Here is a 13,338-nt window from a genome sequence, read left to right on the forward strand (position 1 = left end):
CTGGGCGCGACAGGACAGGTGTCAGCGCCGCCGCAGCCCGGAGTTCAGGGGGTCAGCTCTGGACGGGCTGACCGGAGAGGCGCTCGACCGAGCGCAGCAGGGCGGAGTGGTCCAGGCCACCGTCACCCTGGGCGCGCAGCGAGGCGACCAGCTGGGCGACGACCGCGCCGACGGGGAGGGCGGCACCGACATTGCGGGCGGCGTCGGTGACGATGCCCATGTCCTTGTGGTGCAGGTCGATCCGGAAGCCCGGGGCGAAGTCCCGGTTCAGGAAGTTGGCCTTCTTGCGGGTCAGGACGGTCGAACCGGCCAGTCCGCCGTTGAGTACGTCGAGGGCCGCTTCGAGGTCCACGCCGGACTTCTCGAGGAAGACGACGGCCTCGGCGCACGCCTGGATGTTGACCGCGACGATCAGCTGGTTCGCGGCCTTCACCGTCTGGCCGGAGCCGTGCGGGCCGCACAGGACGATGGTCTTGCCGAGCGCGTCGAGCACCGGCTTGGCGGCGTCGAAGTCCTCCTGCGAACCGCCGACCATGATCGACAGTACGGCCTCGATCGCGCCGGCCTCGCCGCCGGAGACCGGGGCGTCCAGGACGCGCAGGCCCTTCTCGGCGCCGGCCTTGCCCAGGTCGACGGAGGTCTGCGGGGTGATCGAGGACATGTCGATCAGGAGGGCGCCCTTCTTGGCGTTCTCCAGGATGCCGTCCTCGCCGTACGCGATCGCCTCGACCTGCGGGGAGGCGGGCACCATCGTGATGACGACGTCGGCGTCCTTGACGGCCTCGGCGATCGAGGACGCGCCCTTGCCGCCGGCGGCGACGAGGCGGTCGATCTTGGGCTGCTCCAGGGTGTAGCCGGTGACGTCGTAACCCGCCTTCAGCAGGTTCTCGGACATGGGAGAGCCCATGATGCCGAGGCCGATGAAGCCGATCTTGGGAAGGTTGCTCATGATGGGTGCCTCTTTCACGCGCTAAAAACAGTGGTCAGTTCGAGAGCCAGCCGAAGGCTTCGGCGCTCGGGCGGTCGCCGGGCTTGTACTCCAGGCCCACCCAGCCGTCGTAACCGGCGCTCTTGAGCTGGTTGAGCAGCTCTTCCAGCGGCAGGTCTCCCGTGCCGGGCGCGCCGCGGCCCGGGTTGTCGGCGATCTGCACGTGGCCGGTCTTGCCGGCGTACTCCGCGATCACGTCGGGGAGGTTCTCGCCGTTCATCGACAGGTGGTAGATGTCCAGGAGGAACTTGGCGTTGCCGAGTCCGGTCGCCTCGTTGACCTTGTCGACGACCGCGATGCCGGCCGGTGCGCTCACCAGCGGGTAGAGCGGCGACTCCGGCTTGTTGAGGGTCTCGATCAGCAGGATCGCGCCCACCCGGTCGGCGGCGCGGGCGGCCACCACCAGGTTCTCCAGGGCAAGCTTGTCCTGGACATCCGGGTCGACGCCGTCCACGCGGTTGCCGTAGAGCGCGTTGAGCGCCTTGCAGCCGACCGAGGCGGCGAAGTCCGCCGCCACGTCGATGTTGGCGCGGAAGCGGTCCGACTCCTCGCCGGGCACCGAGAGTGCGCCGCGGTCCGGGCCGGGCAGCTGCCCGGCGTAGAAGTTCAGGCCGACCAGCTGGGTGCCGGCCTCGTCGAGCGCCTTCTTGAGCGCGTCGAGCTCGGCCTGGTCGGGGGTGGGGGTCTCGATCCAGGGCCACCACAGCTCGACCGCCTTGAAGCCTGCCGCGGCGGCGGCCGCCGGGCGCTCGAGGAGCGGGAGTTCCGTGAAGAGGATCGAGAGGTTCACATCGAAGCGCTGGTCCGTGTAGCCCATGAGGGTTTCGGCGCTCCTTCCGTATCGCGGAAGTTGTTTTCTGCCTGATGGAATGTTGCCTGGGGTGTGGAGGCCTGTCAAGAGGGCGTGGCCAGGTCGGGCGGCCTGACGGTGCGGAAGGTGCCGCTGCGGTGCCGGGTGACCGGGGGGATGGCTGAGGGGTGACGGGTCCCCGTCCGCCATGGCCTGTCTTTATATGGCCGGTATTCAGTCACGGCTCACAGGGGGCACATAGGGAACGCATAGTTCATTTTTGCGGCCGAGGTGTTTACCGGCGGGAATGGAATTTTGGGTGCGCGGTTCGCTCGGTGGCCTGGACCTTTGCGGAATGACTGATTCGCAGTGCGGAGCGCCTTCATGAGAAGGAAATTAGAATTGACATGCTCGTGCTGCTCTGAGCAGAATCGCGTCGCTCGCTCACCGAGTGGGCAACGGGTTCAAACGGGTTCAACAAGACGCGTTGAATGGGGAAAAGATGACGATCCGCAAAAACCTGGGTCTCGTCGGGGCCGGCGCCATGCTGATGCTGGGCGCCGGGGTGGGCATCGCGCCCGCCGCAAGCGCGGCTTCCACCGGGGACGGCCAGGCGGTCTCCACCTCGCAGTCGTCCAAGGGGCAGGTCAAGTCCGGGGTGGGCACCAAGTCCCTCGGCAAGTCGGGTGGTGCCGCGGCTGCCGCCCAGGGCGACGTGAACATCAACGCCAGCTGCTGGAACGGCAGCAGGTCCGGCAGAAACTTCTACATGACCTGCTCCGGCAACGGCTACCGGGTCTACGTGGACTGCTCGAACGGCTACCGGTACACCTTCGGGACGTACTACTACGGCACGTGGAACCACACGCTGACCTGCCCCTCCGGCACCAACGCCGTCTGGGGCGGCTCGATCGGCGGCTGACCCTTGCCGCCGGCCCTCGCCGCTGAGCGGCGCTGACCGACGAAGGCCGAATCCAGGACTGTCCGGACAGTCCTGGATTCGGCCTTCTCGCGTTCGGCGGATACGGGAATCTTCCCCTCCTTTTGTTCTCAGCTGAATCTCATAAATCTCTCAGTGATCTCTTCGGAGGGCCTTGCTATTCATGAGTGACGCCTGAATTTGACGAGGAGCTTACGTTGAACCTCAAACCTTTGAGTGTCGTACTGCTTTCGGTGGTGCTGCTGACCGGATGCGGTGCGGACGAGGAAAGTGAAGTGCCCTCCGCCGGCGGAAAGACATCGCCCGGCAGCAAGACCGAAAAGCCCGGCGCCGGTGACGCGGACGCCGACGTTCTCAAGTTCGTACGGTGCCTGCGCCAGAACGACATCGAGGTCGACGACCCGGAAACCAACGGGAACGTCTCCATCCAGGTCACGGACACTCAGGACCAGGCCAAGATCAGCAAGGCACAGAACGCCTGCAAGCAGTACATGGACGAGGGCGGCAGCGGCGGCGGTGCGGCCGGTGGCGGCAAGGAGACGGAGGAGCAGAAGGTGTGGCGGCTCAAGGTCGAGCGCTGCCTGCGCGACAAGGGCTTCGCGATGGGCAACGTCGAGGAGAGCGAGCGGGCGGCACACGAGAAGGCGTCGAAGGAGTGCTACAAGGAGGCCGGTCCCGTTCCAGGTGCGGGACAGTGACCGGGACCGAGACCGGGACCGAGACCGGGACCGGGACCGAGACCGGGCCCGGACCCCGGACCGTCGATGAGGCGGACGGCCTCCCTCCGCGCCCCCGCCGAGCCCGCAAGCTGATCGTCTCCTGCGCGGTCGTGCTGACCGCCGGCGCGGTGGCCGTCGTGGTGGTCCGCGACCGCGCGGACGGCGCGCCCGCGCCGACGCTCCCGCCGTCGGCGGCCACCGCCCCGGTGACGCGCGGCGACCTGACCGCGAAGGAAACCCTGGACGGGACGCTGGAGTACGCCGACGAGGTGTACCTGCCCAACCGCCTGACCGGCACGGTCACCTGGACGGCCCGTCCCGGAGCGACGGTCTCCCGGGGCGGGGTCCTCTACCGAGTCGACGAGAAACCCGTCGTGCTGCTGTACGGACGGATCCCGGCCTATCGCGCCTTCGCCCCCGGCATGTCCGACGGCGGCGACGTACGCCAGCTGGAGAAGAACCTCGCCGCCCTCGGCCACACCGGCTTCACGGTCGACGAGACGTACACCGACAACACCGCGTACGCGGTGAAACGCTGGCAGCGCTCCCTCGGCCTGCCCCGCACCGGGCGGCTCGAACTCGGCCGCGTCCTGTTCGCCCCGCGGTCCGTCCGGGCCGGCGAGGCCGACCGCAAGCCCGGTGACGAGGCGCAGAGCGGCAGCCCCGTACTGGACACGACCAAGGCCGAACGCACGGTGACGGTGAAGGCGAAAATGTCCCAGCAGCGCCTGCTCCCCGTGGGCAAGAAGGTGACCGTCACCATCCCCGGCCGCGACAAGCCGGTCGCGGGCAGGGTCACCTCGGTCGGCACCGTCGTCGGCGGCGGCAAGGGCGACGGCGGCGACGGCGAAAACGACGAAGGTGAGGGCGGAGGCGGCGGACAGAGCCCCCGGACCGGCGACCAGACCGTCACCGTACGGATCGCCCTCGCCGATCAGAAGGCCGCCGGCTCCCTCACGTACTCTCCGGTCCGTGTGGAGGCCGAGAACGAACGGCACCGCGACGTCCTGTCCGTGCCCGTCGCCGCACTGCTCGCGCTGCGCGAAGGCGGGTACGGCGTTCAGGTGGCCGGGGACCGCCCCGACGACCCCGACCGCATCGTCCCGGTGACCACCGGGCTCTTCAGCGGCGGCCGCGTCGAGGTGTCCGGCGCGGGCATCACCGAGGGCCTCAAGGTCGGGACGCCCACGCTGTGAACGCCGTCAGCGAGGTGACGAACGCGCCGGCCGCCGAGCCGGGCGGCCCGCAGCCGCCCGAGCCCGTCATAGAGCTCACCGAAGTGACCCGCAGCTACCCCGGCGCCCCGCCCGTCCACGCCGTCCGCGACCTCACCCTGCGGGTCCTGCCCGGCGAACTCCTCGCCGTGGTCGGCCCCTCCGGATCGGGCAAATCCACCCTGCTCAACCTCATCGGCACGCTCGACCGGCCGACCGCAGGCCAGGTACGCATCGCGGGCTACGCCGTGGACCGGCTGTCCGACCGCCAGTTGTCGGCCCTGCGGGCCGAGCACATCGGCTTCGTCTTCCAGCAGTTCTTCCTCACCCAGGGGGTGAGCGCCGTCGACAGCGTGGCGGAAGGGCTGCTGTACGCCGGACTCTCCCGGCGGGCCAGGACGGCGGCCGCCGCCGAGAGCCTGCGCAGAGTCGGTCTCGGCCACCGGCTGCGGCACCGCCCGCACGAGCTGTCCGGCGGCGAGCGCCAGCGCGTCGCCCTGGCCCGCGCGGTGGCCGGCCGCCCCTCCCTGCTGCTCGCCGACGAACCCACGGGGTCGCTCGACACCGCGTCCGGGGCCCGCGTCGTCGAACTGCTGCGGGAACTCAACGCCGACGGCACCACCGTCGTCGTCATCACCCACGACACGGAGCTGGCCGCCCGGCTGCCGCGCCGGGTGGTCATGCGCGACGGGCGGCTGGTCGAGGACCGCGGCCGCGCAGCCCTCCGTACCGCCGAGCGCACAACCCTCCGTACCGCCGAGGAGGCCGCCCGATGACGATGACCCCGCCCGACTCCGCGACCCGCTCCCGTCCCCCGCTGCGCCCCGCCCGGCTGGGCCCCCTCGACGTCCTGCGGCTGAGCCTGTCCGGGCTGCGCGCGAAACCCCTGCGCGCCGTCCTCTCGGCGGCGGGCATCTCCATCGGCATCGCCGCGATGGTGGCCGTGGTCGGCATCTCCACCTCCAGCCGCGCCGAACTCCAGGCCACCCTCGACACCCTTGGCACCAACCTCCTGCACGCCGAGGCGGGGGAGTCCCTGACCGGCGGCGAGGCGAAACTTCCCACCGGGGTCACCGAGACGGTCCGGCGGGTCCCGCCCGTGAACGAGGTGAGCGCCGTAGGCAGGATCGACGCCAAGGTGTACCGCTCCGACCTGATCCCACGCGAGGAGACCAACGCCCTGGAGGTCTTCGCGGCCAACCCCGATCTCCTGGCCACCCTGGGCGTACGTACCTCCAGCGGCACCTGGCTCAACCGGGCCACCGGCGAGTACCCGGCCGTCGTCCTCGGCTCCGCCACCGCCCGCAGGCTGGGCGTCGTCCGCGCCCATCCCGATGTCCAGGTCCTGATCGGCGGCCATCACTTCACGGTGATCGGGGTCATCGAACCGGTCGTCCTCGCGCCCGAGCTGAACAGCGCGGCCCTGATCGGCTTCGGCGCCGCCGAGCAGACGCTGGGCTTCGACGGCCACCCCACCGCCGTCTACGTACGGGCCGACGAGAACGCCGTGACCGACGTACGGGACGTGCTCGCCCGTACGGTCCATCCCGAGCAGCCCGACGCGGTACGGGTCGCCCGGCCCTCCGACGCGCTCGCCGCGAAGCTCGCCGCCGACGAGGCGTTCACCGGGCTGCTGCTCGGCATCGGGGCGGTCGCCCTGCTGGTCGGAGGGATCGGCGTGGCCAACACCATGGTCATCGCGGTACTGGAGCGGCGCGGCGAGATCGGCCTGCGCCGGGCTCTGGGCGCCACCCGTGGCCAGGTCCGCAACCAGTTCTTCACCGAGTCCCTGGTGCTCTCCGGGCTGGGCGGCTGCGGCGGCGCGGCCCTCGGGCTGCTGATCACCACGGTGTACGCCGATCACCGGGGCTGGCCGGTCGCTCTGCCCGCGAGCGCGGTGCTGGCCGGTGCGGCGGGCACCCTGGTCATCGGGGCCGTGGCCGGGCTGTACCCGGCGATGCGCGCCGCGCGTGTCTCGCCGACCACCGCGCTGGCAACCGGCTGAGGGCCGGGCCTGACGGACTCCCGGCCGCCGCCAGTAACGTGGGGGCATGGTGCGATTGAGAGTGGAGTTCACGACGGAACCCTTCGATCTCGACGAGGCGCCGGCGCACGCGCTGGCGGCCCGCGAGGTCATCCAGGTGGCCGAGCTGGACGCTGTGGACGTAGGCCCGTTCGGGAACACCGCCGAGGGCGGCGCGGACGAGGTGCTGACCGCCGTCGACGCGCTGCTGCGCAAGTCCCTGGCCGCGGGTGCCACCCGGGTCTCGTTGCAGGTCAACGTGATCGGGGAGGGCGAGAAGTGACCGATCTCAGCGCGCCGGACGATCACCCACTCGTCATCGCGGTCAAGCCGCTGGTCGACGCCATGGGCGGCGAGATGATGGTGCCCGAGCAGGCGGCGGGTGACGACGTGGTGCTGGCCTGGGAGGGCCGGGACGTCGTCGCCGTACGCCTTCCGCAGCTCTCGGACTCCCTCGACCACATCCTGGCCGCGCTGGAGCGCCGGCACGGCATGCCGCTGGCCGAGCTCGACCGCAAGGAGAAGCAGTCGGTCGTACGGATCCTGGAGGCGCGCGGGGCCTTCTCCGTGCGGCACGGAGTGGAGACGGTGGCGAGCGCCCTGGGGGTCAGCCGCTTCACCGTCTACAACTACTTGAACAGGGAGAACGGCTCCAAGAGCGGCTGATCCGCTGTCCCTCAGCGTCCAGCGCTGTCCAGTAAGTGGGCATATTTGATCGATCATTCGGGGAGGCCGCCGTCCGGACAACGGGACGGCGGCTTTTACGTTCGCAAGATTTCAACAAAGTGTTGACGAGCTGTTCTTGAGGGCGTTAGCTATGCCCAGCCCGTCCAGCACATAGCCACGGAGGCTCCCGTGACTTCAGGTTCGACACCGGGCCTCGCCCGGTTCAATACCTCGGCGGACAGCGAGGCCTCGGCCGCGCTCCACGAGGTATGCGCCAGCTCGGCGTGGGGGAGCAAGTTGCTCGCCCAGCGCCCGTACACCAACGCGGAAGCCCTCTTCCTCGCCAGTGACGCCGCCATGGCCGAACTGACCGCGGAGGATCTGGCCGAAGCGATGGCGGGCCACCCGCCGATCGGCCGGCCTAAGCCCGGTGACCCGACCTCCTCCCGCGAACAGCGGGGGATGGCCGGAGCGTCCGAGGAACTGAAAGCCGAGATGCTCGAACTGAACCTGGCCTACCAGGAGAAGTTCGGACATGTCTTTCTGATCTGCGCCACCGGTGCGACCGGTGAGCAGATGCGTGACGCGATGCGGGACCGGATCGGCAACACCGCCGAGGCGGAGCGCGAGATCGTGCGCACCGAACTCGGGAAGATCAACCGAATCCGGCTGACCCGTCTCGTAGAAGAGGACTGAGGACTGATGAGCACCGCGACCACTGCTTCGGTGTCCACGCACATCCTGGACACCAGCATCGGACGCCCCGCCGAGGGCGTCGCCATCTCGCTCACCGCCCGCAGTGGCAGTGACGCCGAATGGGTGGCACTCGGCGGGTCCGCGACCGACGCGGACGGGCGCTGCAAGGACCTGCCGGCCCTGCCGGAAGGCACGACCCATGTGCGTCTCGATTTCGAAACCGAGGCGTACTTCCGTAGCAAGCAAGCCGAGGCACAGCAGGACGCCCCCCGCGTAAGGGACAGCGGCGCGTTCTTCCCGGAGGTGGCGATCACGTTCGCCGTCGTCCCGGGCGAACACTTCCACGTACCGCTGCTGCTCAACCCGTTCGGCTACTCCGTATACCGAGGGAGCTAGCACCGACATGCCCACGATTCTCGGCCAGAACCAGTACGGCAAAGCAGAGAACCGCGTCGTCAAGATCACGCGGGACGGCGACACCCACCACATCAAGGACCTGAACGTCTCCGTCGCCCTCTCCGGCGACATGGACGACGTGCACTACTCCGGCTCGAACGCGAACGTCCTGCCGACGGACACCACCAAGAACACGGTGTACGCGTTCGCCAAGGAGTACGGCATCGAGTCCGCCGAGCAGTTCGGCATCCACCTCGCCCGTCACTTCGTGACGTCGCAGGAGCCGATCAAGGTCGCCCGGATCCGGATCGAGGAGTACTCCTGGGACCGCATCGCGACCTCGGACAACAACTCCAAGTTCATCGGCTCCGACGAGGTCAACCACTCCTTCGTCCGCCAGGGCCAGGAGCTGCGCACCACACAGATCACCTACGACGGTGAGAAGTGGGAGATCATCTCCGGCCTGAAGGACCTCACGGTCATGAACTCCACCAACTCGGAGTTCTGGGGCTACGTCAAGGACCGGTACACGACGCTCAAGGAGGCGTACGACCGCATCCTGTGCACCGATGTCTCCGCCGCCTGGCGTTACAACTGGACCGACGACGCGGACCGGATGCCCAACTGGGAGAAGTCGTACGCGCAGGCCAAGAAGCACATCCTCCAGGCCTTCGCCGAGACGTACTCCCTCTCCCTCCAGCAGACCCTGTACCAGATGGGTTCGCGCGTCATCAACAGCCGGAGCGAGATCGACGAGATCCGCTTCTCGCTGCCGAACAACCACCACTTCCTGGTCGACCTCGAGCCCTTCGGGCTGAAGAACGACAACGAGGTCTACTTCGCCGCCGACCGCCCGTACGGCCTCATCGAGGCCACCATCCTGCGGGACGGCGTCGAGCCGCAGATCCCGGTCGACATGACCAACCTCTGACGCGGGACCGGTAGGCCCCCGCCCGCCCGACAGCAGGCGGGGGCCCACCGGACCGGAGGGAAGCTCCATGGCAACGCCTGCATGTCGGGCCGACGACGGCCCCTGTGTCCACGTCGTGAACGCAGCGCCCCGTCTCGCGTCCGGTCCAGTTCCCCGCTTTCGCACCCCGGCGGCGGCACGTGTTACGCACGTGATCCAGCCCGAGGCGGGCAGGGTTCCCGGTACGCAACGCCGTCTGGACGCGTCCGACGCCCGAACGAACCGTATGGCGCGTGGCGCGACTCACCGGCCATCGACGGCGGGCCGCGAAGACTGCCGTCGCCTGCGCCGCCGTTCCGGGAGCATCCCCGGCATCAGCGCCGGCCTGCCCGTCCATGGTTCCTTCAGCAACCGCCGGTCTCGCGACCGCAGGGCCGACGGGCGGACCATCACCCGCGGCCTGCGCACCGACGGCATCCCGACCCTCGTGGGACCGGTCTTCGGCTCCTTCCCGACCAGCGCCTTCGCCCCGAACGTCACCGTCGCCGGCGGCGCTCTCCTGGTCCTCGGCGCGGTCGTACTCGGCGGCGCGGGCGTCATCCCGCTCGCCGCGCCCGCCTTCTCCACGGATTTCCCGGCCTGGGCACAGACCGTGCTCGGCTCCGGAATCAGTGCCGGAGCACTGGCCGCGGTCCTGCTCAACCTGTTCTTTCACCATCTCGGCACCCGGAGCCACGCGGCTGCGGCACTCAAATCCTCCTAGGGTCCTGCCGTGCCCACATCACTGAGAGAAGGACGCACCATGGCAGCACAGGCAGCCGCGCGCACCATCATCGAGAACTGTGCCATCGCAACGGTCGACGCCAACGACACCGAGTACGCCTCGGGTTACGTCGTGGTCGCCGGCAACCGCATCGAGTCCATCGGCGCGGGCAAGGCCCCCGACGGCCTGGAGAACGTCGTACGCCGCATCGACGGCACGGGCCATCTGGTCACGCCCGGCCTGGTCAACACGCACCACCACTTCTACCAGTGGATCACGCGTGGCCTGGCCACCGACCACAACCTCTTCAACTGGCTGGTCGCCCTCTACCCGACCTGGGCGCGCATCGACGAGCCCATGGTGAAGGCGGCGGCGCAGGGCTCGCTGGCCATGATGGCCCGCGGTGGTGTCACCACCGCGATGGACCACCACTACGTGTACCCGAAGGGCTCCGGCGACCTGTCCGGCGCCATCATCGGTGCCGCCTCCGACATGGGCGTACGCTTCACCCTCGCCCGTGGCTCCATGGACGCCAGCGAGAAGGACGGCGCCCTCCCGCCGGACTTCGCCGTCGAGACCCTCGAGGGCGCGCTGGCGGCGACCGAGGAGACCGTCAAGAAGCACCACGACGCCTCCTTCGACGCGATGACCCAGGTGGCCGTCGCCCCCTGCTCGCCGTTCTCGGTCTCCACCGCGCTGATGAAGCAGGGCGCCGAACTGGCCCGCCGCCTGGGCGTGCGCCTGCACACCCACGGCAGCGAGACGGTCGAGGAGGAGCAGTACTGCAAGGAACTGTTCGGCATGGGCCCGACCGACTACTTCGAGTCGACCGGCTGGCTCGGCAGCGACGTGTGGATGGCCCACTGCGTCCACATGAACGACTCCGACATCGCCGCATTCGCCCGTACGGGCACGGGCGTCGCCCACTGCCCGTCCTCCAACGCCCGCCTCGCGGCAGGCATCGCCCGCGTACCCGACATGCTGAAGGCCGGCGTCCCGGTCGGTCTCGGCGTCGACGGTACGGCGTCCAACGAGTCGGGTGAGCTGCACACCGAGCTGCGCAACGCGCTGCTCATCAACCGCCTCGGCGCGCACCGTGAGGCGGCGCTCAACGCCCGCCAGGCGCTGCGCCTCGGAACGTACGGCGGCGCCCAGGTGCTCGGCCGCGCGGACCAGATCGGTTCGCTGGAGGCAGGCAAGCTCGCCGACCTGGTGATGTGGAAGATCGACGGCCTCGGCCACTCCACCATCGCCGACCCGGTCACCGCGATCGTCTTCGGCGCCGCGGCTCCGGTCACCCTGTCGCTCGTCAACGGCAAGCCCGTCGTCGAGGACAACCACCTGATCACGGTGGACGAGGACGCCATCGCCCGCGACGCGCGGGCCGAGTCGCAGCGCCTCGCGCGGATCGTCGCGCAGGCCTGACCGTCCCCCCGGAAGTCCGGCTGAGGGGGACGGCCCTCAGCCGGCGGCCGCGGACCCGAGCGGGGTCCACGGCAGCTGTGCCCGGGGGCGCGCGCCCAAGTGCGAGCGCCCCCGGGGACGGTGAACAGCCGTCACCGGTACCGCCGCCCGGTACCGGCGGCACCACAGACCCCACAGCCTTCCCGCCCAGCACACCCCCCATGCGTCATGCACGTCTGCACCACCTGCTTCAACGCTCCACTCCGCACCACCTCCATGACATCCACGTCCCCGCAGGCGTGTAACCGACCGGAGGAACCGCCGTGGCCGCCAAGCCCAGGTTTCGCAAAGATGCATCCGCCGAATCCGACCCCGCCGAGACCGGACCCCAGTCGGGATCCTCGTCCGGCCCCGACCTGAAGCACCCGGTCGACGAGAAGCTGCCGCCCGGCAAGATGTTCACCAGCGGCCTCCAGCACGTGGCCGCGATGTACGCCGGTGTGGTGGCCCCTCCCATGATCGTCGGCCCCGCTGTCGGGCTCGACGCCAAGGAGACGGCCTTCCTCATGGGGGCCAGCCTCTTCACGGCCGGCATAGCCACCCTTCTCCAGACCCTCGGGTTCTGGAAGATCGGTGCCAAGCTCCCCTTCGTCAACGGCGTTTCGTTCGCCGGCGTGACCCCGATGATCGCCATCGGCAAGGGCGAGGGCGACAACGCGATACCGATCATCTTCGGAGCGATCATCGTCGCCGGTGTACTGGGCTTCTTCGCGGCCCCGTACTTCTGCAAACTCGTCCGCTTCTTCCCGCCCGTCGTCACCGGCACCGTGATCACCCTGATCGGTGTATCCCTGCTGCCGGTCGCCTTCAACTGGTCCCAGGGCGGCAATTCCCAGGCCGACGACTACGGTTCGATGACCAACATCGGCATGGCCGCCGTCACCTTCGTGATCGTCCTGGCCCTGCGCAAGTTCCTGCGCGGCTTCCTCCAGCAGATCGCGATCCTGCTCGGTCTCATCGTCGGCACGCTCATCGCCATCCCGGTGGGCATCACCAACTTCGACGCCATCAAGAACGCCGATCTGGTGGGCTTCCCGACCCCCTTCCACTTCGGCGCCCCGCAGTTCGAGATCGCCGCGATCATCTCCATGTGCATCGTGATGCTCGTGTGCATGACCGAGTCGACCGCCGACATGCTCGCCCTCGGCAAGATCGTCGGCCGCCCGGCCGACGAGAAGACCATCGAGGGCGGCCTGCGCGCCGACACCCTCGGCAGCGCGATCAGCCCGCTCTTCAACGGCTTCATGTGCAGCGCCTTCGCGCAGAACATCGGCCTGGTCGCGATGACGAAGGTCCGCAGCCGCTTCGTCGTCGCCACCGGCGGCGGCATCCTGATCCTGCTCGGACTGTGCCCGGTCCTGGCCTCCGTGATCGCCCTCGTACCGCTGCCGGTACTCGGCGGCGCCGGAATCGTGCTCTTCGGTACGGTCGCGGCCAGCGGCATCCAGACCCTCGCCACGGCCGCGCTGGAGAAGGGCGAGAACGCCCTGATCGTCGCCGCGGCCCTCGGAATCGGCCTCATCCCGATCGCGGCGCCGACCTTCTACCACGCCTTCCCCGAGGACCTGCTGGTCGTACTCGACTCGGGCATCAGCACCGGGTGCGTGGTGGCCATCGTCCTCAACCTGGCCTTCAACCACCTGGGCAAGAAGGACAGCCAGGACGAGAACCCCACCCAGCCGGAGATCCCGGACCAGATCCCCGCGTCCGCCCACTGACACAGCGGTGTCCGGCGCGTACGGCACTTCGGTGCCGTACGCGCCACACGT

14 protein-coding genes and 1 pseudogene are annotated in these 13,338 nt (G+C 69.3%); 13 read left to right on the top strand and 2 right to left on the bottom strand.

The window, feature by feature from the left end; translation table 11 throughout:
- Nucleotides 1-52: 52 nt before the first annotated feature.
- Together AC1P0E_RS27635 and AC1P0E_RS27640 are read right to left on the bottom strand one after the other, a co-directional pair.
- Nucleotides 53-952, bottom strand: coding sequence for a 2-hydroxy-3-oxopropionate reductase (locus tag AC1P0E_RS27635; RefSeq protein ID WP_482745919.1), 900 nt, complete (start codon nt 950-952; stop codon nt 53-55).
- A 31-nt stretch (nt 953-983) separates the two neighbouring features.
- Nucleotides 984-1,805 (bottom strand): TIM barrel protein, encoded by an 822-nt coding sequence (locus tag AC1P0E_RS27640; protein WP_482744818.1) that lies wholly within the window; start codon nt 1,803-1,805, stop codon nt 984-986.
- Between the two features lie 475 nt (nt 1,806-2,280).
- Between AC1P0E_RS27640 and AC1P0E_RS27645 the strand changes: the two genes are divergently transcribed.
- From AC1P0E_RS27645 to AC1P0E_RS27705, 13 genes and pseudogenes are all read left to right on the top strand, one after another.
- Nucleotides 2,281-2,700 (top strand): hypothetical protein, encoded by a 420-nt coding sequence (locus AC1P0E_RS27645; RefSeq protein ID WP_482744819.1) that lies wholly within the window; start codon nt 2,281-2,283, stop codon nt 2,698-2,700.
- Nucleotides 2,701-2,915: 215 nt separating this feature from the next.
- Nucleotides 2,916-3,416 carry a hypothetical protein gene (locus AC1P0E_RS27650; RefSeq protein ID WP_482744820.1) on the top strand — a complete coding sequence of 167 codons (501 nt, stop codon included), beginning with the start codon at nt 2,916-2,918 and terminating at the stop codon, nt 3,414-3,416.
- Nucleotides 3,413-4,633, top strand: coding sequence for a peptidoglycan-binding protein (locus AC1P0E_RS27655; RefSeq protein WP_482744821.1), 1,221 nt, complete (start codon nt 3,413-3,415; stop codon nt 4,631-4,633). The genes AC1P0E_RS27650 and AC1P0E_RS27655 overlap by 4 nt, the downstream gene beginning before the upstream one ends.
- Nucleotides 4,634-4,647: 14 nt before the next feature.
- A complete protein-coding gene (locus AC1P0E_RS27660) occupies nt 4,648-5,427 on the top strand; it encodes an ABC transporter ATP-binding protein (protein ID WP_482745920.1) in 780 nt (259 codons plus the stop codon).
- Nucleotides 5,424-6,656: an ABC transporter permease gene (locus AC1P0E_RS27665; protein WP_482744822.1), complete on the top strand. Its 1,233-nt coding sequence runs from the start codon at nt 5,424-5,426 to the stop codon at nt 6,654-6,656. The genes AC1P0E_RS27660 and AC1P0E_RS27665 overlap by 4 nt, the downstream gene beginning before the upstream one ends.
- Nucleotides 6,657-6,705: 49 nt before the next feature.
- Nucleotides 6,706-6,957 carry a hypothetical protein gene (locus tag AC1P0E_RS27670; protein ID WP_482745921.1) on the top strand — a complete coding sequence of 84 codons (252 nt, stop codon included), beginning with the start codon at nt 6,706-6,708 and terminating at the stop codon, nt 6,955-6,957.
- Nucleotides 6,958-7,019: 62 nt separating this feature from the next.
- Nucleotides 7,020-7,340: a helix-turn-helix domain-containing protein gene (locus AC1P0E_RS27675; protein ID WP_482745922.1), complete on the top strand. Its 321-nt coding sequence runs from the start codon at nt 7,020-7,022 to the stop codon at nt 7,338-7,340.
- A 189-nt stretch (nt 7,341-7,529) separates the two neighbouring features.
- Nucleotides 7,530-8,036 (top strand): 2-oxo-4-hydroxy-4-carboxy-5-ureidoimidazoline decarboxylase, encoded by a 507-nt coding sequence (gene uraD, locus AC1P0E_RS27680; protein WP_482744823.1) that lies wholly within the window; start codon nt 7,530-7,532, stop codon nt 8,034-8,036.
- Nucleotides 8,037-8,042: 6 nt separating this feature from the next.
- Nucleotides 8,043-8,432: a hydroxyisourate hydrolase gene (gene uraH / locus AC1P0E_RS27685; protein ID WP_482744824.1), complete on the top strand. Its 390-nt coding sequence runs from the start codon at nt 8,043-8,045 to the stop codon at nt 8,430-8,432.
- A gap of 7 nt (nt 8,433-8,439) precedes the next feature.
- Nucleotides 8,440-9,363 (top strand): factor-independent urate hydroxylase, encoded by a 924-nt coding sequence (gene pucL / locus AC1P0E_RS27690; protein WP_482744825.1) that lies wholly within the window; start codon nt 8,440-8,442, stop codon nt 9,361-9,363.
- A gap of 403 nt (nt 9,364-9,766) precedes the next feature.
- Nucleotides 9,767-10,105 (top strand): annotated as a pseudogene (locus AC1P0E_RS27695) (purine permease); the annotation flags it as partial.
- Between the two features lie 39 nt (nt 10,106-10,144).
- Entirely contained in the window at nt 10,145-11,530 is a 1,386-nt protein-coding gene (locus AC1P0E_RS27700) for an 8-oxoguanine deaminase (RefSeq protein ID WP_482744826.1), read from the top strand.
- A gap of 302 nt (nt 11,531-11,832) precedes the next feature.
- Nucleotides 11,833-13,287: a nucleobase:cation symporter-2 family protein gene (locus tag AC1P0E_RS27705; RefSeq protein WP_482744827.1), complete on the top strand. Its 1,455-nt coding sequence runs from the start codon at nt 11,833-11,835 to the stop codon at nt 13,285-13,287.
- The last annotated feature ends 51 nt before the right edge of the window (nt 13,288-13,338 follow it).

Source organism: Streptomyces sp. TRD_SC_5 (assembly GCF_056836825.1).